We start from the raw sequence: 21,131 nt of genomic DNA on the forward strand, positions 1-21,131 counted from the left end.
AGCATGACTGACATGTTCCTCGAGAAGTTCCGCGCGCTGGTCCCAAAGTATCTCGAGGATGAATGGCAGGAAGAAGACGGCCTCACGCCGGCCGAGCTGGACGACGCCCTGGCCGATCACTCCTTCACCATCCCGCTGGTTCTACGCGAGTTCTACCTTGCAATCGGCGGCTGCGAGGACCTCATGGAGGCTTACCACTACTTCTGGGACCCTGAGGAACTCGAAGTTGATGACGAAGGCTTCCTCATGTTCCTTGAGGACGAGGACGAGCAATTCACGTGGGGTTTCCGCACCGCCGATCTCAGCATCCCGGACCCCATCGTCTGGCGCCGCAATAACGCCCGCGGCCAGTGGAAGAGCGAAGAAGGTACGTTCTCCGAGTTCGTGTTCGACATGTTCGAGTGGGCATTCAACGACGACGAAGACTAAGTGTCACTTTTCCGCAGCCCCTTCTTGGCCTTCGTGGTCAGGGAGGGGCTGTTTTTTGTGGCCTGTGTGCGGCCACCACCCACATTGATTCCGGAACAACCCTGACACGCCCTTCGCGGGGCGTGTCGCCTGAGTTTTTCGGTCAAAGTTGGTGGTGGCGATACCACAGTTAGGCGGCTCACGACGGCGGAACCCACCCGGGAGCGTACCGTGCCGGAGCGTATCGGCCGACTTCCCTGTTGAGCAGTACTGTCAGGACTTCTTCGACCATTCTCTCCGGATGATGTACGACGTCCACGTAGTAATAGCGGAGAGTCAAAAGGCCTCCCCGCATGCCCGCGTTGTTCCTGTACTGGTCCTTCTTGACCTGCTTTCCCTCAAGGTGAGTCCCGCCGTCGAGTTCTACGATCAGGCATTCATTGACCAGACAGTCCACCTCTCCCACACCGGGCACGTCCACGTGCATACGGACTCGCAGACCTGCCCGCGTGAAGTGTGTATGGGCCAGCACCTCCAAGAGGGAATCGGCACGAGGTAGAACCAAAAGCAGTGTCTCCCGGACCTTACCGTTCCGGTTGCCCGGAAGCTTCGATCTCAGGAATTCCGCTGACAGGAGCGCCTGGCTAACTGCGCTCTGCACCATGACTAGTGCTTCAAGTTCCGGTAGGCATCTGAGGGCGTGGATCACCACATCGGCTACCCCTGCAACTGGCAGATATGGGTGGGCCGGGTGCAGGCAGACTCCGTGGTGGACTACGCCCCGTCTCGCTAGTCCAGTACTGCAACTGAGATGAAGCGGCTCAGCTGCCCCTAGGGTCCACAGGCGATAGAAGCGCGCTGCCGAGATGCAGGTAAGTAGTCCGTCGGATCGAAAGGCGGCCACGACGTCGGGATCTGAGTCCTTGGACATATAGACGCCACGATGAAGGCGGGTCACGCGGCCGTCCCTCACAGCATTTGCGAGCATGCGGCGACTAAAGCCGGCAATCAACAGGCTCCGAGTGGTCGCTGCTCCGCTCCGGCTTCGGAGGAAATCCTCGATGTTCATCCAGCCATGCTGGCTTCGGCGGGGAGCCTGCGGTTGCTGAGAAGTCCCGTATGTGGACAACTCCGTGTACCTCCACCACCCTCTTTGAACACTTTGAAGGCTGCACCACACCTTTAAATCGGCGTGTCCGTCGCTTCCGAAATTCGAAGTTGGTGGCGAAGGACCGGCGATTGGCTGTAAATCGTGCTGCACCATCACGAAAACCGTTGACCTAGAGAGTTGCATATGTGACAGGATTGTCATAAACTTTTCACGGATCCACTAAATGCCTCCGGTGGGTCTGATGCGAACGGAGATTGTGGTCCCGGTTCGGTGCAGCGTATGACTCGTAACGTTGCAGCGAGCCGGGGCCATTCCGTTTTTCACGGAGGTTGTGCGTCGAGCCGAGAACGCCCACCACCCACTTTGATTCCACAAACCGCCCAACACGCCGCATCCATCAGTGTGTCGCCACACCTGGAGCCGCAAAGTAGGTGATGACGGTACCAGGCACAAGACCGCCTGCGCCCAAGTCGCCGCAACAAAAAGCAGGCGCCCGGACTACGAGAGTCCGGACGCCTGCGAAAGGTAAGAAGAACCTAGCTGCTGCGGTCCACCACAGCATGCGCGAAGTTGGTCAGCGACGCCTTCACGACGCCCTCCGGCAGCGGGTCCAGGGCCGCAACGGCTTCGGAGGACCACTGGCGGGCGATCTTCCAGGACTCGTTGGTGACAGGGTGCTCGCGCAGTCCGGCCACTGCCTCGGCAAGGGCAGCATCCGAGGACAAGTCGCCGTCGATCAATTCGAGGAGGGCGGCAGCCGAGGCATCCCCCGCAGCAGCATCCCGGCGAAGCAACAGGACAGGCAGGGTGGGTACCCCTTCGCGGAGATCGGTGCCCGGGGACTTGCCGGACTTGACCTTTACACCGGTGACATCAATGACGTCGTCGGCAAGCTGGAAGGCCACGCCAACTTTCTCGCCGTATTCCACCAGCAGGTCCTCGTAGGACTCGTCGGCACCGGCGAAGATCGCACCCAGCTGACCGGATGCTGCTACCAGCGAGCCGGTCTTGTCTGCGATGACGGACAGGTAGTGCTCTACGGGATCTTCGTCTTCCCGCGGTCCAACAGTTTCGTGGAGTTGGCCAAGGCACAGCCGCTCGAAGGTACGCGCCTGAATACCCAGAGCGCGGGAACCGAGCTCGGACACCAGGATGGAGGCGCGGGCAAAGATGAGGTCGCCGGTAAGGATGGCCACCGAGTTGCCCCATACTTCGTGGGCAGTGGGAGCGCCGCGGCGGAAGGGAGCGGAGTCCATCACATCGTCGTGGTACAGAGTGGCAAGGTGTGTCAGTTCCACTACAACAGCGGCCTGAACAACCTCGGGGCGTGAGGCATCACCAAGGTGGGCGCACAGCAGAGTCAGCAGCGGACGAATGCGCTTTCCACCGGCTTCCACCAGGTGACGGGACGTGGCGTCGGCCAGAGGGTCCGAGTTGGAGATCGCTTCGCGGAGCTTCTTCTCCACCCTGGCGAGGTTGGTGGTGATGGCCGGGCCCAGCTCGGCATCGCCGGCAATGGCAGCGAATCCGGCGGGCAGCTGGAGTCCCGTTGCGATCGCTGTGGTGTTGGGAGCAGGCTCAACAGCCTGCGGCAAGCCGTGCCCGGCATGCGTCCAGCTGTGTTCGGCAGAGTTCGTCACGGGTTAACCCTAACTAGTTGTTGCGGAAACCGCGGTGTTGGTGCCTGCCGGCGTAAGGGCGCGGGCAGAGGAAGTGTTGGAGGTGGCCGGAACCAGCATCTCGAGGACGCGGATAACGCGGTCTTCGAAGCCTTTCGCGGACGGATCCGTGAGGTTGGCCAGCATGCGAACCACAAAGCGCATGAGCACGGGGATGGGCATGCCCGTGCGCAGTGCCAGCTTCATCACGGCGGGCTTCCCAATCAGCGAGGCAAACATACGGCCCAAGGTGAAGTGTGAACCCCACTGGTCCCGCACATAGTCCGCGTACCGCGAAAGGTGAGCATCGGCGTCGTGCGTGGACCATCCGGCAGAAGCCGAGCGCGACGAAGCGTCAATCAGGAACTCAGCGGCAAACCGGGCCGATTCCATCGCGTAGGAAATGCCTTCGCCGTTGAACGGGGACACCATGCCACCGGCATCGCCCAGCAGGAGCAGGCCGGGCGAGTAGTGCGGTGTGCGGTTGAAGCCCATGGGCAGTGCTGCGCCGCGGATCTCCCCCACCTGGTTTTCCGGCGTGAAGCCCCACTCGGACGGCATGCCGGCGGTCCATTCACGCAGGACCTGTTTGTAGTCGAGCTTGCCGAATTCCTTGGAAGAGTTCAGGATGCCCAGGCCCACGTTGGAGGTGCCGTCGCCAACGCCGAACACCCAGCCGTAGCCGGGCAGCGGCTTACCGGATTTGCCGGGGAGTTCCAGCCAGCCTTCCATCCAGTCGTCGTCGTGCCGGGGCGAAGTGAAGTAGGTGCGCACAGCGACGCCCAGCGGACGGTCGTCGCGTTTGTGCATCCCCAGCGACACCGCAGTTCGCGTTGAGTTGCCGTCTGCGGCGAGGACGACGTCGGCGTGGAAGTCGCGCGTTTCGCCCGTCTTGCGTCCGGACTCGTCCAGGATGGCAGCCTGGGCGCCAATGACGCGGCCATCCTCTGCAGTCAGTGCGGAGGTGACGCTGTGGCGTTCAAGCACGACGGCGCCCGCGGACTCAGCGTGGCGGGCCAGGTCCTCGTCAAAACCGAGTCGGGTCCGGATGAGGCCGTAGGTGGGAAAGTCGGCCACTTCGGGCCATGGCAGTTCGATGGTGCGGCCGCCGGCAATAAGGCGAAGGCCCTTGTTGCGCCGCCAACCCTCCGAAACAGCATGCGGCAGTCCGAGCTTCTGGATTTCGCGGACGGCCCTGGGAGTGAGGCCGTCACCGCAGACTTTTTCACGGGGGAAGGAGGTCTTTTCCAGCACCGTGACATCGATGCCCTGCTGGGCGAGGTAATACGCAGCGGTGGACCCGGCCGGGCCCGCGCCAACAATCAGTACTTTCACGACGTCCTCATCAACAGGCTGTGCTTGTTAGCCGGCTTGGTGGCGCGGCTTAATCTGGCGGCGGAGCTTGGCCACGGGAACACTTTCGCGGTGCTCGGCGGGCTTTTGCGCACGGTGCACTGCAACGATGCCGCCACTGAGGTTCCGGTAGGTAACGTCCGTCCAGCCGGCGTCGCTGAGCCACTGGGCCAGGTGGTCCTGGTCCGGCCAGGCGCGGATGGACTCGGCGAGGTAAACGTAGGCGTCCGGGTTGGAGGAGACCTTGGTGGCGATGGCCGGGAGCGCGCGCATCAGGTACTCGGTATAGAGGTTGCGCCACAGGGGAACCACGGGGTGGGAGAACTCGGCGATGACCAGGCGGCCGCCAGGCTTGGTGACGCGCAGCATTTCCTCGAGGGCTTTCTTGGGTTCAACCACGTTGCGAAGGCCGAAGGAGATGGTGGAAGCGTCGAAGCTGTTGTCAGCGAACGGCAGGTTGGTGGCGTCCCCGGCAATGAAGTCGATGTCCGGGCGGCGGCGTTTGCCTACTTTGAGCATGCCCAGGGAGAAGTCGCATGCCACCACGTCCACGCCGGCGTCGGCGTAAGGTTCGCTGGATGTTCCCGTTCCGGCGGCGAGGTCCAGGACCTTCTGACCCACCTTGACGTCCATGGCGTCAACCACGATCCGGCGCCAACGCCGTGTCTGCCCCATGGACAGGACATCATTGACGACATCGTATTTTGGGGCGACATCATCAAACATCGTCGCAACTTCGTCCGGACGCTTTTCCAAGGATGCTCGGTTCACCCTGTAATTGTCTCAGACATTCACGCGACTTTGCTGCGCTGTAGAAGTCGGCTCAGATTCTGGCTGAACTCGGGAGTACTGTTGTTCCATCATGACGAGCACGCTCCGCACCTTGACAGTCCCCCTCGATGTTGAAACATCCTCCGGGGGGCTGCCGTCGTTTCTGGTGCGGGACGACGTCCTGTGCTGGTCCCGCCGCGAGGCCGGCCTGGTGGGTTACGGCGAGCTGACCCGCTTCAACGCCACGGGCCCCGAGCGATTCCTGGAGGCCGACATCTGGTGGCGGCACCTCATTATTGAGGCGGAAATCACGGATTTCGTGGAGGTCCCGGGCACCGGTCCGGTGGCCTTCGGCTCGTTTGCCTTCTCAAAAACCTCCCCGCACGTGTCGCGCTTGATCCTCCCCGAACTCGTGATCGGCATCCGCGACGGCCGCGCCTGGGCCACACAGCTGACGTTCGACGACGGCCCCCTCACCGAGGCGGGCGTCCTCGCCTCAGTTGACCGCTGGCTCACTGAGCCCGAGCCCAACGGCAACGGTTCAGCCAGCGGAGGGCCCGACGTCGGACTCTCACCGGACGCTGTTGCGGCGGACGGTTCGGCCGGTCACCTCAGCCACGGTTCCTTAAGCGAGACGGCGTGGATGCAGGCCGTTTCCAACGGCGTGCAGGAAATCCGCGCAGGAAAGCTGGAGAAGCTGGTGTTAGCGCGCGACGTCGTCGCTAACCTTCCGGAGGGCGTCAACGCTGCGGAGGTTCTTCGCCAGCTTGCTGCGAGGTACCGCGAATGCTGGACCTACGGCGTCGACGGACTGGTGGGTGCGACGCCGGAGATGCTGATTCAGGTGGAGGGCCGCACTGCGCAGGCGCGCGTGCTGGCTGGAACCTTGGATCGCCGCGACGCGGACGGCATGGACGGCTCCCCCATGGAATATGCGGAACGGGTCCTTGCTGGTTCCGAAAAACAGCGCCACGAGCACGAGATCGCCATTGATTCACTGACCCGGCAGCTCGCCCCTTTCTCCGAGGCGATGAATTCCCACAGCGAGCCCTTCATTCTGGAGCTGCCCAATGTGTGGCATCTGGCCTCGGACGTGAAGGCGGAGCTGGCTGACATCGAGGGACACGTTCCTACTTGCTTGGCGCTGATCAACGCCCTGCATCCCACAGCCGCCGTGTGTGGGACGCCCACGTTGGTAGCCGGGGCACTGATCCGCAAACTGGAACATTTGGACCGCGGCCCATACGCCGGGCCGGTGGGTTGGCTGGACGCTGCCGGCAATGGCGAGTGGGGCATCGCACTCCGTGGCGCTGTCATTGAGGATGCCAACACGGTGCGCTTGTACGCGGGCTGCGGGATTGTGGAAGGTTCCGTGCCGGAGGCCGAATTGGCGGAAACGTGGGCTAAATTCCGGCCGATGCTGGAGGCGCTGGGCATCCAGCGTTAATTCTGGGATTCCAGACACTGGGTCTCCTGCGATGGTTGATTAGCGCGTAAACTTGTTATCCAATAGTGAAACTTAGTTTCCTGTGATGCACATCTCACGTTCGGCGCTACACTAAAACCGACTCAGTTCAGCATCCACCGCAACAAAAGGTAAACAACATGCAGATCTCCCGTTCGGTTCTGTCCGGCACCAAGATTGCCGCCGTGCTCGCAGCCGGCGCCCTGGCCCTGACCGCCTGTGGTGGTTCCTCCACCCCGGCCGCGTCCTCGGAGTCAGGTCTCAAGCTCATCAATGCCGGCAAACTCACGGTGTGCTCGGACGTCCCCTACGAGCCCTTCGAATTCCAGAAGGACGGCAAGATCGTCGGCTTCGACATGGACATCGCGGCCGAAATCGCCAAGGACACCAAGACCGAACTCAACGTGGTGGACAGCTCCTTCGAAGCAATCGAGACCGGCACCGCACTGACCGGTTGCGACGTTTCCATCTCCTCGATCTCCATCACGGACGTCCGCAAGAGCGTCATGGACTTCTCCACCCCGTACCTGGACGACGACCTGACCCTCGTGGCCACCTCGTCCTCCGGCATCTCCAACATCGACGGCGCCAAGGGCAAGAAGGTGGGCGTCCAGCAGGCCACCACCGGCGCCCAGTACGCCAAGGACAAGGGAATCGACGCACAGCAGTTCGAAGACTCCGGCCTCCTGGTCCAGGCCCTCAAGGCCGGCACCATCGATGCTGCCGTCGGTAACCAGTCCGTCCTTGGCTACGCCATCAAGGACGACTCCAACCTCAAGCGCGTTGAAGACTACGCAACGGGTGAGAAGCTGGGCATCTCCATCAAGAAGGGCAACACCGCCATGGCGGATGCCGTGAACGCCACCCTGAAGCGCATCACCGATGACGGCACCCTGAAGAAGTTCGAGACCACCTGGTTCGGCGAAGCCACCAAGTAGTTCGAGCCCCGGCTCCCAAGATCACGTAGGCGGGCCCCGAGACGATCTGTTCAGGTCCTTTCGGGGCCCCACCTGCGCAACATGAATGTGAGAACCCCATGGCAATGACTGCACGTCAACGAGCCAAAGTCAGTTTGTACGTCCAGGCCGGAATATTCGTCGTGGCCGTGGCCGCAGTGATCCTTGCGGTGGACTGGAAGACGATTGGCACCAGCGTCTTCAACTTCTCCAAGATCGGGCCGATGTTCCCGGACATCTTCCTGGTGGGACTCAAAAACACCCTCATCTACACAGCCCTGGCCTTCGTGGTGGGTTTGTCAGGCGGCCTCCTGCTGGCCCTGATGAAGCTCTCCTCGTTCCCGCTGTACCGCTGGCTCGCCACCGGATACATCGAGTTCTTCCGAGGCGTTCCTGCGCTGCTGGTCTTCATCGCTTTCGGCTACGGCGTTCCTCTGGCGTTCGGTGTCCAGTGGGACGTCAACATCGTGGTCATGGTTTCGCTGGGCATGGTGGCTTCGGCCTACATCGCCGAAACCTTGCGCGCCGGCCTGCAGGCTGTGCCCAAAGGACAGATGGAAGCAGCCCGTTCGCTGGGCATGCCGCACTGGCGGGCCATGATCTCAATCGTCATCCCGCAGGCATTCAAGATTGTCCTGCCGCCACTGACCAACGAGATCATCCTGCTCACCAAGGACTCCTCGCTGATCTACGTCCTTGGCCTCACCGCTTCCCAGTACGAGCTCACCAAGTTCGGCCGCGACGGCATCTCCAGCCTCGGTGCCGGCCTCACGCCGCTGCTCGTTGCCGGTGCCTTCTACCTGGTCATCACCATCCCGTTGAGCCTCCTGGCACGGAAGTTCGAAAGCCGCTCCGCGCGGACTAAGCGATAGGCAGGACAGTCATGAATAACTCCACTGGGAGCACGTCCACCGTTCAAGCCGCCGGTGTAAACATCAAGGATCTGCGCAAGTCCTACGGCAGCAACGAGGTCCTCAAAGGCATCTCGCTGACCGTTGAACCGGGTCAGGTTGTTTGCCTGATCGGGCCTTCGGGTTCGGGCAAATCCACCCTCCTCCGCTGCGTCAATCTGCTTGAGCAGCCTAACGGCGGCACCATCAACGTGGGCGAGTTCGAGGCAACCGACCCGGACGTGGACCTCAACCGGATGCGCCGGAACGTTGGAATGGTGTTCCAGCACTTCAACCTGTTCCCGCACCTGAGCGTCCTGGACAACTGCACCATCTCGCAAATAAAGGTCCTCAAGCGCTCCAAGTCCGAGGCCGCAGAGGTGGCGCGACACAACCTGGAACGCGTTGGCCTGGGACACCTCGCCGACCGTTTCCCGGACCAGCTCTCCGGTGGCCAGCAGCAGCGTGTGGCCATCGCGCGCGCTCTGTCCATGGACCCGCAGCTGATGCTTTTCGATGAGCCCACATCCGCGCTCGACCCCGAGACCGTGGGCGACGTCCTGGCTGTCATGCGCAAGCTGGCCCATGAAGGCATGACCATGTTGGTGGTGACGCACGAGATGGGCTTCGCACGCGAAGTTGCTGACCGTGTGGTGTTCATGGACGCCGGTGTTGTGGTGGAAGAAGGGCCCGCGGAAAACGTGATCAGCGCCCCCACCCAGCCGCGCACCAAGGAGTTCCTGCGCCGCGTCCTCGACCCCACGCACATTGACGTGGTGGAGGACTAACCCTTACTGGACTGACGCCGCGCATAGTCTTTAGCGCCACCCAAACGGGAGGGTGACACCCATCTTCGGGTGTCACCCTCCCGTTTCTGCGTCACCTAGGAATGTGGGTGCCCCTAGATTTGGCTGTCCTAGTGAAGTACGACGGCGGCGGCGCTCCCCTTCGCGCCCGGCGCACCACTCCTTCCCCCCGCGGCGCACCCTTTCGCGCCATTCGCACCAGCGGCCACGGGTGCGATCGGCGGCAACGGTAGCGAGGTGGGGCGGACCGGGGTTAGCCCGCCGTCAGGACTTGGCCCACCGCGGCCGAGATGGCTTCCTTGATCCGCGCATGGAGTGCCCTCAAACCCGCCCGGTCCACGCGCACTTCCACAATGGTGCGCCCCTTCAGTGGTGACTTGAGAGCCGCGGCGAGTTCCGCCGTCGTGGTTACTGCTTGGTGTCCGACGCCGTAAGCCGCCGCGAGTGCCGCAATGTCCACTGAGTGCGGGGTAGCGAAGAGGCGCTCGACGGCGGCGCCGTAGGCCCCGGAGTCCTCCACCACACCATGTTCGAGAAGGCTGAAAATGGCACCGCCGGAGTCGTTGAGCACCACGATCCGGAGGTCCGGCACGGGTTCTCCGTGACCGATAAGGAGTCCCCCGGCGTCGTGAAGGAAGGTGACGTCGCCGAGTAGGACCGTGGTTTCGCGGCCGCTACCCAGGGCGATTCCGGTGGCTGTGGCGATGGTTCCGTCGATGCCTGCGAGGCCGCGGTTGGCGTAAACCGTGGCGATGGGTTGGGTGTGAGGTTGGCCAGCGAGGTCTACGTCGCGGATGCCGTTGGAGGAACCGAGCACCAGCTGTCCGCGGGAGTGCTCCCAGACCGTGGCGCCCACTGACGGACCGTTCGCGAGGCTCTCCCCCACCAGCACCCCATCAAGTCCGTGCTGGGCGGCCGCACCGGCGAGGAGCCAGGAATCGAGCCAGTCGGCAGAGCCACGGCCAGCGAAATCGGCGAGCTCCGGCAGGGTTTCGATGGGGGTTTCGCGGCGCCGACCTTCTGCATACCAAGCAACAGGGACGGGCTGGTAAATGGCGGATTCAACAGATTCACGCGCCAGCAGGGCAGCCACGGGGCGGGACAGGGTCGCCCGCCCGAACAGGACAACCCGCTCGATTGGCGCAGGCGACCCAGGACCGAAATGCGCCAGCAGGACCCGGTACGGCCCAACAGCGTTTGGCCCGAAGCGGGCGTTGGATGAAGGTTCTGCCAGCAGGGGCAGTCCGTGGGCGCGGGCAAAGGCTTCGGCCACGGGCCCGGCGTCGTGGCCGGCGAGGACCACAGTACGTCGCTCGGCAAGTTCGCTTGATGCCGCCGGAAGTTCAAGCGCCTGGGGTCCGGCGTCGTAATGGAACACGCCCCGACCCGCTTCTGCGGGAAGGGAGTCGCCGTCGGCCGGTACCAAGGGATCGCGGAAGGCGAGGTTCACTTGGACAGGGCCGGGAGGGGTATTCTCGAGGGCGCCGGTGGCCGCGTAGAGCGCAGTAGCAAGGGCCTTTTGGGGATGGTCGCCTGCGGGGACGTCGACGGCGAATCTCACGTGGTCGCCGAAAAGGTCCAGTTGGATGGTGGTCTGGTTTGCCCCGGTGCCGTGGAGTTCTTCGGGACGGTCAGCCGAGATCACCACCACGGGGACGGCTGAATGGTTGGCTTCCATGACCGAGGGCAGGAGATTGCCTACCGCCGTACCGGAAGTGGTCACCACTGCCACGGGAGCTTGGGTGGAAAGTGCGAGTCCCAGCGCGGTGAATCCAGCATCCCGCTCGTCGATGCGGACGTGGAGCCGGACGCGGCCTGCGGTTTCAGCTTCCGCGAGCGCGTAGGCCATGGGGGCGGAACGTGAACCGGGCGCTACCACCACGTGCCGCACACCGCCGTCGAGCAGTGCCGTAACGGCGATCCGTGCGGCACCGATGGATGTCAGAGAGTCCTGGGAAGTCACCGTTCCAGTCTATTGGCGCATCCGGACCCAAACGCTCGCTCACATCACTAGCCCTTCCGGCCAACCGTCTCTCACATCACTAGCCCTTCCGGCCAACCGTCTCTCACCCAGCTGCCGTTAGGCTTCCTTGACGTCCAGGACTACCTCGTTATGTCGGAGGAACCAGGGCTTGAAGGGAGGGTCGAAGCGCGCGAACCTGGGCGAACCGACCGGTGTTAAATCAGCCAGCTGAAGTGCCTCCGTCAGCGCTACTGTATGGCGCTGAAAGGCCGCGGCCGATCCGTTGCCCGTGAACCGTGCTACTGCGGATAGCGCCCCTGGTACGTCACGGATCTTGACCCTGGGGTCGTCGGGCACAGGGGCAGTCTCCGCTGTCACTCCGACTGGCAAGACGAAGGCAACAACGTAGGCTTCATCGGCATCTCCCGGGATGGGCCCGCTCTGCAGGACAGGTGCCGTCATGACCAGCTCCCCTGACGTTCCGCTCTCTTGAATGACCGGCGCAGTCATGGACAGCTTCTGCTTGGTGGTGTTGCTGCCGCTGATGTAGTTGAAGAGAGAACGGAATGCCTCGTTTCCGGCGCGATCAAACGCGGCGTGGACGTGCACCTCTGCGAGTACATGCGCGGGATAACGACGCAGCTCGAAGTGTGGATACTGCTGGACCAGATCGTACGGCTGCTGTTCTGTCATGGTTCAAACGACCCTACGCCGCCGTGCCACAAGCCGTCAGAGAGCCGCAAATGATAGAGCGTTCGGTTCCAAGCACGCGGGATGTGAGAGAGGGACCGGCCCAAGCACGCGGGATGTGAGAGAGCGTGGAAACGAAAATGCTCCCCCTCCCGGGATGCCGGTAGGGGGAGCATTTTCGTCAACTTCTGGGAAAAGGTGTTACTTGCGGAATACCTGCACTACGGAGGGACGGGGTGCCCGCACTGCACCGGCGGCGGGTGTGGCTCCGGCCGGAACGTAGTCCGGGAAGAAGGAGTTCTGGGCTGCAAACGTGCCATCCTCACCAGGGTGCTGGACGGCGACGAAAACGGTCCGTTCTTCGTCGTGAATGATGGGCCCACAGGTTTCGGCGTCGCGCGGGACAGCGAGGAACTGCTCCACCTTCCCGCGCTCAGGGCCCTCCAAAGTGACTTTGAACAGCCCGTCCGCGTAGCCGATGGTGCCGGGGGCACCGTCGGTTGAGATCCAGAGGTTGCCCACGGAGTCGAAGGCAACATTGTCCGGGCAGGAGATAGGCGAAACCTTATCGGCCGGGAATCCGGAGAAGTAGGTGGACGTGTTCTTGGCGGGGTCTCCGGCAACCAAAAGGAGGTTCCAGTTGAACTTGGTGCCCGTTTGCTCGCGTCCTTCGGTGATTTCCACGACGTGGCCGTCACGGTTCAGGTTGCGCGGGTTAACCTCGGTGGCGCCTTCTTTGCCCGGCTTGCCGCGGTCCGTGTTGTTGGTGCAGGCGACGTAAACCTTGCCCGTCCGCGGATTGGGCTCCACGTCCTCGCAACGGTCCATCTTGGTGGGGCCAACCTTGTCAGCGGCGAGGCGGGTGTAGACCAGAACTTCCGGCACGGTCATGCCCGGCACAGCCGAGGTTCCGTTGACCACCAGCGGAAGCCATTCACCGGTGCCATCGAATGAGCCGTCGGCGGGGAGCTTGCCCGTGCCGTCGATGTCTGCGGGAGAGTCACCCGTGAAGCGAGCTACGTAGAGGTCGCCTTCGGAAAGCAGGTTCATGTTGTTCTTGCGGGCTTCTTTTGAGTCACCAGCCTGGTACTTGCCCTTGGAGACGAACTTGTACAGGTAGTCAAAGCGCTCGTCATCGCCCATGTAAGCCACTACGCGGCCGGAAGGAGCGACGATGACGTTGGCGCCCTCGTGCTTGAAGCGGCCCATGGCGGAGTGCTTCTTGGGAGTGGAGGTGGGATCAAACGGGTCCACTTCCACAATCCAGCCGAAGCGGTTGGTCTCGTTGGCATAGCCGGCGTTGCGGGTATCGAAGCGCGGCTCGTCGAGCTCCCACTGGCGTGTGGTGGCTTTGGCGGAAATGCCGTAGCGCTTGTCGCCTTCGCTGGTGCCTGGGGCAGCGAAGTAGCCGTTGAAGTTCTCTTCGCCGGAAAGGATGGTTCCCCACGGGGTGGTGCCGCCTGCGCAGTTACCGAGGGTGCCCTTGATCCAGCGGCCAGCGGGGTCGTCGATGGTCTTGACCAGGTTGGTGCCGGCCGCGGCTCCGGTCAGCTCATAAGTAGTGTCCGTGAGGAAGCGTCGGTTCAACGGTGCGCCCTGAACGTAGTTCCACGGCTTGTTCTTGTTCTTGCGTTCCAGTTCCACCACGGCCAACCCATGCCCTGCGCGACCGATCGCGCGAGCCTCGGCGGGGTCGAAGCCTTCCGGGAGCATGATGTTCTCGTTGGTGTACTCGTGGTTGCTGAACAGGACGGCACGGCGATCTTTGGAACCGGGAATCGGCAGAATGTCCGTGTAGTCGTTGTTGTAACCGAACTGGCGTGCCTGCGCCGCAGCGGTCTGGGCGTTGAGGTCAAATGCCGGTGAATCGGCGAAGAGGGGGTCGCCCCAGCGGATCACCGGCTTCCAGTCAAACCCTTCAGGCACGGTGAAGGCATCCACCGCTGCGTCAACGGGCTTGATGGCGGTGAACTTCAGCTTGGACTTGTCGAAGCCCTTCTTAGCGGCATCGGAGAGCCCGTTGCCCGAATCAGCCACGGCGGCGTCTCCACCAGTAACAGCACCACCAAGCACGATCGCGAGTGCTCCTGCTGCGCCGAGCCCCAGGGCAGCGCGACGGGACATGGCCGTTGAAGCGATGTCGCGGAAGTAACCGTTGGCGCTGGTATTGCAGACATCGCCCGAGCAGGCGTTGTCGCATTTCAGTGCGCACGTCACGGGGCTGCGCTTGCCCTTGGTGTGGCCAAGCATGGGGAGCAACGGAAACGTGCGTCCGGTGGTTTCAGACATGGGGGTAGACCTTCCAGAAAATGTACGAGGTTCCCGCTGAGCCTTTCAGCGGAATCCAAAGTCGAGAGGTCTCTCTGGTTAATCTCCGGTGAACAAACTATGCTGGTTTTGCGCCAACACTGAGTGCACGCGGCGGAGCCGGTCCAGCCACCAGTCCCGGCGGTCCCCCGGTGCCGCATACTGCTCAAGCAGGCCAGGATCGGCAACGGTATCGCGCAACTGGATGGCACCGTCGTCGGCCACCAGCGGGTCCAGCGTGATGTCCGAAGCGAACAGCGAAACGGTGCCAAGGCCGCAGGCATAAGGGAGTGACGGCAGCGCGGCTGCGAGCGCCAGGCCGGCACGGATGCCCACGGAGGTGTCCAAGGCGGAACTTACGACGGCGGGCAGCCCGGCCTGCTCCACAATGTCCAGTGCACGCGCAACTCCCCCGAGCGGGGCGACCTTAACTACGATCAGGTCAGCCGCACCTGCCCGGGCAACACGAAGGGGGTCCTCTTCCTTGCGGACGCTCTCGTCCGCGGCGATCAGGACTGGCGTACCTGCAGCACTCAGCCGACGCCGGACCTCAGCGAGGCCCTCGATGGTGGGAACGGGTTGTTCGGCATACTCGAGGCCAACCGCGGAGAGTTTACTCAACGCTTCCACGGCCTGGTCGACGTCCCACCCACCGTTGGCATCCACCCGGACGGCAGCGTCAGGCAGGGCCTCGCGTACCGCATTCACTCTGGCGAGGTCGTCCGCCAGTTCTTGTCCCCGCTCTGCAACTTTGATCTTGACGGCGTCCACCCGCCCGAAGCGAGCCAGCACCTCAGGCACGCGCTCTGCAGTGACGGCGGGAACGGTGGCGTTGACCGGGATCCTGTCCCGCAACGGCGAGGGGAAACCGAGCCAGCCCGCTTCCAGTGCTGCGGCCAGCCACCGGGAGGATTCGTCGTCGTCGTATTCGGGGAAGGGACAGAACTCGCCCCAGCCGAGTGGTCCCCGTAAAAGGAGGGTCTCGCGCTCCATGATGCCGCGGAATTTCACGCGCATGGGCAGCGAGACTACGTGGGCGGAATCGAGGAGTTCTTCGAGGGAGGGAAGTGCAGGCATATTGCCACTGTACCGGCGGCCTCCCACCCAACAAGCAGCCCGTTTCGGCAATGTGGAAAAGCTACTCACTCCAGTACTTTTGCACCCCGCCCAGTGCGTCAGCCAGCTGCTGTGCGGAGAGGACGAGCAAACTTTCCGGCATGCCCAGCGCATCCCATTTGGCCACCAACGCCGTATCCCCCTCAACCGGCAACGGCCACAACCAGTACCGGCCGGTGAACTGGGCAAACTCGGAGTTGTTGCTTCCTCCACCCCCGCCCAGAGTTGTCAGCACAGGGCCGGTGACGTCGGCGGCGTCTTCGAAGGCCAACGGCCCGTGGATAGCTGCCACAGCTTTGCGTCCGTCCGCCAAAGCAACACCTAATTCCAGACCGGTCCTGGCGTCCATGCTGGACCGCGGATGGTTATAGCTCTCCTCCACGATCTCCCGCCATTCCTGGTCCGATTCGCTGCCCCGCCGCACGGACCAGACCAGGTCCAACAGGCAACCAGTGGAGTGCACCTCCACCAGTTTCAGCACCAGGACCATCCGCTGGCTCTTGAAAACAAACCCACCAACTCGCGCGATGCCAGGCATCTCGTCCGACGGCGGGCCGAACCATCCGGGCTGGGCAGGCTGCGGTTCACGCGGACGCGATGGCTGTTGAGGACGGTCATCGAAAAAGCTCATGTTCCATCCATACACCGCCATGTGGCGTCTGGGGAGGGGCTCTTTGCAAGCGAGAGGCCGCAATCGCGATATTCTCAGAACCACGACTCAATGCGGGGGAATAATGACTCAATCCATGCCTGGCTCCACAACACCTCCCGGCTGGTACCCGGACCCTTCGGACTCACGTTTCGTCCGGTGGTGGGACGGACGCGCGTGGACACCCAACCAAGCACCCGCCCAGTTCCAGGCGCCCGCCCAGTTCCAGGCGCCCATCCAGCAGCCACGTCCCGAGCTCAGCCCGGACACGCCGGTGTACAACCCGTTCATCTGGGCAATCACCTTGTTGCCGTTGCTCTCCGTCCTGCTCCTTCTCACGTGGCAGCCGGAATTCAGGATGATCACCACGCGGCAGGGCGTTACAACCATGGATCCCTTCTCCATGTACACCCCCGGCTATTTCGTGCTGATGGGCGCCGGTTTCCTGTCCTACGGGCTGTCGGTATTCTTCGCTTTCCTGGACCGTCAACGCCTGCTCAAGTCCGGCGTCGTCCGTCCCTTCCACTGGGCTTGGGCGTTCCTCAGCTCACTGGTGTACGTGATCGGCCGCTCTGTGATCGTCAACAAAGTGGCGCCAAAGCGGGGGCTTTGGCCGGTGTGGGCCAGCATCGCCGTGATTGTTATCAGCCTGGTGGTTACCGGTATTTGGATGTCCAACTTCATGCAGTCGATGTACTCGCAGTTTGGGTACTCGGTCAACGCATGACAGCAGCGCCCGGCTGGTATCCAGACGCTCGAGACCCCCACAGCCTCCGTTGGTGGAATGGCACCGAGTGGGTAGACCACGTCGTGCCTCCGGTGATCCTGCCTCCAGAAATTCAGCGCCCAATGCTTCGAAGAGACCAGAACGTGGTGAATCCGTATATCTGGCTTATTGCCGTGCTGCCTTTCCTGCCGGGCCTGCTGATGCTGACGTGGCATATCGAGGTTCGTACCTACACCAGGAACGGCACCCTCACCTTGGACCCCGCGACAATCTTCAGCACTGGCTACTTCTTGATCTGGTGCGGGTTGGTCTCCACCTACTGCACCACAGTGGTGCTGGCGCTGTTTGATACCCGACGCCTGGCGAGATCGGGCGTTGTCCGGCCGTTCCATTGGGCCTGGTCGTTCCTTGGCGGTGTGCCCTATGTCATTGGGCGAGCCGTGGTGATTCACAAGGTGGCACCACGAAAAGGTCTGTGGCCGATCGCTGCCATCGTTGCCGGGTGGGGTCTCTACTTTGTGGCTGGGATCGCCAAAACGCTGCCCTTCATGCAGTCGGTGTTCTACGAACTGGGGTACTGAAAGCCCGATTCCCTCACACGCGTTAGGTAGAATGCTGACTTATCGGCAGGAGAGGAAGCACCATGAACCGCAAGGCCACCGCGCTGGACGTCGCCAAGAAGGCGGGTGTGTCCAGAAGCGCGGTTTCGCTGGTTTTGAACGGTCGTGGCGACGGGAACGTGGCCAAGGAGAGCCAAGACCGGATCCGGCAGGCGGCTGAGGAGCTCAATTACTCCCCCAATGCCATCGCCTTGAGCCTCCGAAATCAGCGGTCACGCGTGATCGGCATCTTGTCCGACGAGGTGGTGGTCAGCCCATTCGACGGCAACATCATCGGTGGCGCCGACGACGTTGCCCGCGCCCGCGGATTCGTCACGGTGGTGATGGACACTGAACGCGATACCGCCAGGGATGCGAGCGCCATTGAAACCCTTTTGGACCGGCAGGTTGATGGGCTCATGTACGTGACCGTGGGCCTGAAACCGATCGAGGTTCCACACGGGATGCTCCGTGTTCCCTCAGTCCTGGCCAATTGCTACGACGAGCACCCCCAGCCGCAATTGCATCACGTGATTCCGGACGAGGTCACCGGCGGCCGGGAGGCCACTGAGCACATGTTGGAGCTTGGCCACCGGGACATCGCACTTCTTGCCGGGTCGGAGGATTCGCCTGCGGCCCCTCTGCGCGTTCAGGGCTACCGGGATGCACACGCCGCGGCCCGGCTACCGGTCCATGAGGACCGGATCTTCATGGCCGGCTGGGACATCGACGCCGGCTTCCACGGCGCCATGAAAGTGCTCGACGGCGTGTCCCCCAGCGAGCGGCCCACAGCCATCATGTGCGCGAACGATCGCCTGGCGGTGGGCGTAACCCTCGCCGCCGCGCGTTTGGGACTGAGAGTCCCTGAGGACCTGTCCATCATGGGCTACGACGACGAAACCCGGATCGCCGACACCATGGTTCCCTCCCTCACCACCATGGCGTTGCCCCTACGGGAAATCGGCCGCGCCGCAATGACCACGCTGCTGGACGCGATCGAGGGCACCGGCGAAACGGGGAGCGGGGCTCCGGTCGAAACGATGGTTCCCTGCCGATTGGTGGTTCGCGAGTCGACCGGCCCCGCGCCCACCCGCTGACACACGCCTCCGTTGCGAGGCCCACTCTGCGCCCCAAAACAACCCACAAACACGCAAAGCAGGCCCCACAACGCACCCCACCCACGTTGCGAGGCCCACTCTGCGCCCCAAATCAACCCGCAAACACGCAAAGCAGGCCCCACAACGCACCCCACCCTCGTTGCGAGGCCCACTCTGCGCCCCAAAACAACCCACAAACACGCAAAGCGGGCCCCACAACGCAAGTACGACGCCGGCCTGCCGCCTACTCGGGCAGCGTCAACTCCCAGACGTCGGCAGTCGCGCCGTCGGGCAACGTGAGCTGCCATTCCTCCCCCGGAGCCGGGTAGGACCGGAGGGTGGTGGCGACTGAGCCTGAACGGTACACCTCCACAAGGGATGCATCGATGAAGATTCGCAGCTCTTCGCCGGGGGCCAGGGAGCCCGAGTAAACCACCTGAGCGTCGGCTCCCAAACCAAGCACCAACTCCACGGAACCGGAACCAGCACCATCACCACCCCGCACCAGCACCTCGGCAAACCCCGGAAGCTCAACGGAACCGGCAGCACCCGTAGCCACAGAAGCACCCCGGTATGCCCCAACCTCGGGCGCAGGAGTGACAACCAGGGAACCATCAACCACCGACACAACGCGGGGATGAGTCAGCACACCCGACCACCCGGCGTCGTCGATTTCCTCTTGTGCACGCCCCCGGCGGCCATCACGTCCGGGACCTTCGTTGGCCCAACCCCACAGCAGCGCCGCAGGCTCAGCAACAGCAGCAGAAGACTCAGCCGAACCATACGCGAGCTGCACAATCTGAGGTGCGTAGAAATCGCGGCCAAGATCGGACTTCCCACCCGAGGTAGGCGTAAATACCGGCAACCCGGTCTCGGGATCTATGGTCAGGGAACCGATCAGGTGCCCTACCCCGTTGGCGTGCTCGTGGTCGTCGCCCGAGAGCCACAGGGAGAACATCATGACCCAGCTGGACCCACCGGAAGAAGAAGGCACTTCCACCAGCTGCGGGCATTCCCAGATTTCGGCCGGAGTATGGGCTGCGGCCACGGGGTGGTCGCTGGTGAGCCAGATCCCCTTGTATTCCCAGGAATTCAGATCCGAAACGGAGTACAGCAGCAAGGCGGCGCGGCCGTCGGCAAGACCCGCCCCCTGCATGGCGTAACGTGCACCGCCAAACCAGAAAATAAAAGGGTCCCGCACGGCGGTAACCAGCGGATCTTCGGGCATGGACGCAGCAACGTGCCCGTCCTGCTCCCAGGAAACAAGATCGGCGGAGCCGCGCGCGATCACCACCTGCGAGTGCCCGCCGTGGTCCTGGATACCCGAATAACATGCGGTTGGCACGCCATCATCCAACGTCACCACACCGGTCCAGCATCCGGCGGAGTCCGGCCCGCCTGCCTGGGGCGAGAGCGCTACGGGGTGTTCTTCCCAACGCACTAAGTCCGGGGAGCTGACATGTCCCCAGTTGATGTGCGAGTGCCGCGCGGACGAGGGGTTGTACTGGAAGAACACGTGGTAGCGGCCGTTGATGTAGCTGATGCCGTTGGGATCGTTGATCCAGCCCTGCGCGGGCCGCGGGTGGAAGCGCGGAAACGCCGGGTCCGCGTGCAACGAGGCGGAGACAAGAGAGGAAGAGAGTGCAAGGTCCGTCAACGGAGCCCCTTTCAAAATGATGAAGCAGAAACTATTTGCCTGTGCCCGCGGTGAGTCCGTCCTGCAGCGCACGCTGGCCGAACATGAACACCACCAGCGCGGGAATCATGGAGAGGACAACGCCGGCCAGGACTACGGAGATGCTTCCGGTGCCGAGGTTGCCTTGGAGCGAGACCAGGCCCAGGGGCAGGGTGAAGTTCTGCTCGGAGATGGTCATGATCAGTGGCCGGAAGAATTCGTTCCAGTGGAAGTTGAACGCCAGGATGCCCACAATTGCCAGGCCGGGCATGGCCAGCGGTGCGTACACGGAACGGAACGTCCGCCACGGCGAGGCGCCGTCGATCGCCGCCGCTTCAGCGAGCTCACCCGGCAACCCCATGAAGTACTGGCGCATCAGGAAGGTGCCGAACGCCGTCGGGATGGCCGGAATGATCAGCGCCAGCAGTGTGTCGGAGAGCCCAACGCCGCGGATCAGCATGAACACGGGAACTATGGTGACCTGCGCCGGGACCATCATGGTGGCCAGCACGATCGAGAACAGCGCTCCCTTGCCCTTGAAGCGAAGGTGCGCAAACGCGTAGCCGGCCAACGCGGCGGTGATCATTTGGCCCACCGCGATCAAACCGGTCACTAACGCACTGTTCACCACCAGCGCCACGATGTTGAGCTGCTTGAACACTTGCTCGTAGGAGGTCAGGTCCGGGTTCAGCGGCAGGAAGGCGGGCGGCAGCTGGAAGGATTCCGACGGCGGTCGCAGCGAGGTGGACAGCGTCCACAACACCGGGCCGAGGATAAACACGGACGCGATCAGCAAGACAACGACGCGGATGGCCACGGACCAGTCGCGCTTCTTCCGCTTCACCACAGGCGCCGTGGTGGTGACACGTTCTTGAATGGTAGTCATGGCG

General features: G+C 63.0%; 19 protein-coding genes and 1 pseudogene. 9 read left to right on the forward strand and 11 right to left on the reverse strand.

The features are described 5' to 3' along the window. Window positions 1–3: 3 nt before the first annotated feature. Window positions 4–429: a hypothetical protein gene (locus AR689_RS21320; RefSeq protein ID WP_062073394.1), complete on the forward strand. Its 426-nt coding sequence runs from the start codon at window positions 4–6 to the stop codon at window positions 427–429. A gap of 178 nt (window positions 430–607) precedes the next feature. On the opposite strand, the gene AR689_RS21325 is transcribed toward AR689_RS21320, so the two are convergent. The 4 genes from AR689_RS21325 to AR689_RS21340 form a co-directional block, all read right to left on the reverse strand. Then, window positions 608–1,477 carry a type IV toxin-antitoxin system AbiEi family antitoxin domain-containing protein gene (locus AR689_RS21325; protein ID WP_062073396.1) on the reverse strand — a complete coding sequence of 290 codons (870 nt, stop codon included), beginning with the start codon at window positions 1,475–1,477 and terminating at the stop codon, window positions 608–610. Between the two features lie 578 nt (window positions 1,478–2,055). Beyond that, the gene (locus AR689_RS21330; RefSeq protein WP_062073398.1) at window positions 2,056–3,159 is read right to left on the reverse strand and encodes a polyprenyl synthetase family protein; all 1,104 of its coding nucleotides are present in this window, start codon (window positions 3,157–3,159) and stop codon (window positions 2,056–2,058) included. 9 nt (window positions 3,160–3,168) lie between these two features. Continuing rightward, a complete protein-coding gene (locus AR689_RS21335) occupies window positions 3,169–4,512 on the reverse strand; it encodes a geranylgeranyl reductase family protein (RefSeq protein ID WP_062073400.1) in 1,344 nt (447 codons plus the stop codon). 27 nt (window positions 4,513–4,539) lie between these two features. Further along, window positions 4,540–5,301: a demethylmenaquinone methyltransferase gene (locus AR689_RS21340; protein ID WP_082698100.1), complete on the reverse strand. Its 762-nt coding sequence runs from the start codon at window positions 5,299–5,301 to the stop codon at window positions 4,540–4,542. Between the two features lie 91 nt (window positions 5,302–5,392). Here AR689_RS21340 and AR689_RS21345 point away from each other — a divergent pair, with 91 nt between their 5' ends. The 4 genes from AR689_RS21345 to AR689_RS21360 all read left to right on the forward strand — a co-directional run bounded on the left by AR689_RS21345 (window position 5,393) and on the right by AR689_RS21360 (window position 9,400). Continuing rightward, the gene (locus AR689_RS21345; protein WP_062073404.1) at window positions 5,393–6,748 is read left to right on the forward strand and encodes an isochorismate synthase; all 1,356 of its coding nucleotides are present in this window, start codon (window positions 5,393–5,395) and stop codon (window positions 6,746–6,748) included. A gap of 158 nt (window positions 6,749–6,906) precedes the next feature. Then, complete coding sequence (locus tag AR689_RS21350) at window positions 6,907–7,704, forward strand: ABC transporter substrate-binding protein (RefSeq protein ID WP_062073408.1); 798 nt, start codon at window positions 6,907–6,909, stop codon at window positions 7,702–7,704. A gap of 98 nt (window positions 7,705–7,802) precedes the next feature. Further along, complete coding sequence (locus AR689_RS21355) at window positions 7,803–8,594, forward strand: amino acid ABC transporter permease (protein ID WP_024817743.1); 792 nt, start codon at window positions 7,803–7,805, stop codon at window positions 8,592–8,594. Between the two features lie 11 nt (window positions 8,595–8,605). Then, window positions 8,606–9,400 (forward strand): amino acid ABC transporter ATP-binding protein, encoded by a 795-nt coding sequence (locus AR689_RS21360; protein ID WP_062073410.1) that lies wholly within the window; start codon window positions 8,606–8,608, stop codon window positions 9,398–9,400. A gap of 271 nt (window positions 9,401–9,671) precedes the next feature. Here the strand turns inward: AR689_RS21360 and menD are convergent, their stop codons facing one another. The 5 genes from menD to AR689_RS21385 form a co-directional block, all read right to left on the reverse strand. Next, window positions 9,672–11,381: a 2-succinyl-5-enolpyruvyl-6-hydroxy-3-cyclohexene-1-carboxylic-acid synthase gene (menD, locus tag AR689_RS21365; RefSeq protein ID WP_062073412.1), complete on the reverse strand. Its 1,710-nt coding sequence runs from the start codon at window positions 11,379–11,381 to the stop codon at window positions 9,672–9,674. A gap of 117 nt (window positions 11,382–11,498) precedes the next feature. Beyond that, complete coding sequence (locus AR689_RS21370; RefSeq protein WP_062073416.1) at window positions 11,499–12,074, reverse strand: SOUL family heme-binding protein; 576 nt, start codon at window positions 12,072–12,074, stop codon at window positions 11,499–11,501. 198 nt (window positions 12,075–12,272) lie between these two features. Then, window positions 12,273–14,360, reverse strand: coding sequence for a PhoX family protein (locus tag AR689_RS21375; protein ID WP_062073418.1), 2,088 nt, complete (start codon window positions 14,358–14,360; stop codon window positions 12,273–12,275). Window positions 14,361–14,438: 78 nt separating this feature from the next. Beyond that, a complete protein-coding gene (locus AR689_RS21380; protein WP_062073420.1) occupies window positions 14,439–15,455 on the reverse strand; it encodes an o-succinylbenzoate synthase in 1,017 nt (338 codons plus the stop codon). A 61-nt stretch (window positions 15,456–15,516) separates the two neighbouring features. Next, window positions 15,517–16,125: a hypothetical protein gene (locus AR689_RS21385; protein WP_231745616.1), complete on the reverse strand. Its 609-nt coding sequence runs from the start codon at window positions 16,123–16,125 to the stop codon at window positions 15,517–15,519. Between the two features lie 115 nt (window positions 16,126–16,240). Here AR689_RS21385 and AR689_RS21390 point away from each other — a divergent pair, with 115 nt between their 5' ends. The 4 genes and pseudogenes from AR689_RS21390 (at window position 16,241) to AR689_RS21400 (ending at window position 18,566) form a co-directional block, all read left to right on the forward strand. Next, a complete protein-coding gene (locus AR689_RS21390) occupies window positions 16,241–16,870 on the forward strand; it encodes a DUF2510 domain-containing protein (RefSeq protein WP_231745617.1) in 630 nt (209 codons plus the stop codon). Continuing rightward, window positions 16,867–16,950: pseudogene (locus tag AR689_RS23595) on the forward strand (DUF2510 domain-containing protein); the annotation flags it as partial. The gene AR689_RS21390 and the pseudogene AR689_RS23595, both read left to right, overlap by 4 nt. A gap of 63 nt (window positions 16,951–17,013) precedes the next feature. Beyond that, on the forward strand, window positions 17,014–17,451 hold the full coding sequence (locus AR689_RS21395) for a DUF2510 domain-containing protein (RefSeq protein ID WP_231745661.1): 438 nt from the start codon (window positions 17,014–17,016) through the stop codon (window positions 17,449–17,451). Between the two features lie 62 nt (window positions 17,452–17,513). Then, window positions 17,514–18,566: a LacI family DNA-binding transcriptional regulator gene (locus AR689_RS21400; RefSeq protein WP_062073427.1), complete on the forward strand. Its 1,053-nt coding sequence runs from the start codon at window positions 17,514–17,516 to the stop codon at window positions 18,564–18,566. Window positions 18,567–18,810: 244 nt separating this feature from the next. On the opposite strand, the gene AR689_RS21405 is transcribed toward AR689_RS21400, so the two are convergent. Then, window positions 18,811–20,223 carry a glycoside hydrolase family 32 protein gene (locus AR689_RS21405; RefSeq protein ID WP_062073429.1) on the reverse strand — a complete coding sequence of 471 codons (1,413 nt, stop codon included), beginning with the start codon at window positions 20,221–20,223 and terminating at the stop codon, window positions 18,811–18,813. 31 nt (window positions 20,224–20,254) lie between these two features. Beyond that, window positions 20,255–21,127 (reverse strand): carbohydrate ABC transporter permease, encoded by an 873-nt coding sequence (locus AR689_RS21410; RefSeq protein WP_062073431.1) that lies wholly within the window; start codon window positions 21,125–21,127, stop codon window positions 20,255–20,257. Window positions 21,128–21,131 lie beyond the last annotated feature (4 nt).

The organism is Arthrobacter sp. EpRS71 (assembly GCF_001512285.1).
In the GTDB taxonomy this organism is placed as follows: Bacteria; Actinomycetota; Actinomycetes; order Actinomycetales; family Micrococcaceae; genus Arthrobacter.

Coding starts and splice junctions, on each gene's coding strand:
- AR689_RS21385 (WP_231745616.1), bottom strand. CDS start 16,125: ATGAGCTTTTTCGATGACCGTCCTCAACAGCCATCGCGTCCGCGTGAA.
- AR689_RS21380 (WP_062073420.1), bottom strand. CDS start 15,455: ATGCCTGCACTTCCCTCCCTCGAAGAACTCCTCGATTCCGCCCACGTA.
- AR689_RS21390 (WP_231745617.1), top strand. CDS start 16,241: ATGCCTGGCTCCACAACACCTCCCGGCTGGTACCCGGACCCTTCGGAC.
- AR689_RS21375 (WP_062073418.1), bottom strand. CDS start 14,360: ATGTCTGAAACCACCGGACGCACGTTTCCGTTGCTCCCCATGCTTGGC.
- AR689_RS21360 (WP_062073410.1), top strand. CDS start 8,606: ATGAATAACTCCACTGGGAGCACGTCCACCGTTCAAGCCGCCGGTGTA.
- AR689_RS21370 (WP_062073416.1), bottom strand. CDS start 12,074: ATGACAGAACAGCAGCCGTACGATCTGGTCCAGCAGTATCCACACTTC.
- AR689_RS21325 (WP_062073396.1), bottom strand. CDS start 1,477: ATGAACATCGAGGATTTCCTCCGAAGCCGGAGCGGAGCAGCGACCACT.
- AR689_RS21345 (WP_062073404.1), top strand. CDS start 5,393: ATGACGAGCACGCTCCGCACCTTGACAGTCCCCCTCGATGTTGAAACA.
- AR689_RS21410 (WP_062073431.1), bottom strand. CDS start 21,127: ATGACTACCATTCAAGAACGTGTCACCACCACGGCGCCTGTGGTGAAG.
- AR689_RS21350 (WP_062073408.1), top strand. CDS start 6,907: ATGCAGATCTCCCGTTCGGTTCTGTCCGGCACCAAGATTGCCGCCGTG.
- AR689_RS21400 (WP_062073427.1), top strand. CDS start 17,514: ATGAACCGCAAGGCCACCGCGCTGGACGTCGCCAAGAAGGCGGGTGTG.
- AR689_RS21355 (WP_024817743.1), top strand. CDS start 7,803: ATGGCAATGACTGCACGTCAACGAGCCAAAGTCAGTTTGTACGTCCAG.
- AR689_RS21320 (WP_062073394.1), top strand. CDS start 4: ATGACTGACATGTTCCTCGAGAAGTTCCGCGCGCTGGTCCCAAAGTAT.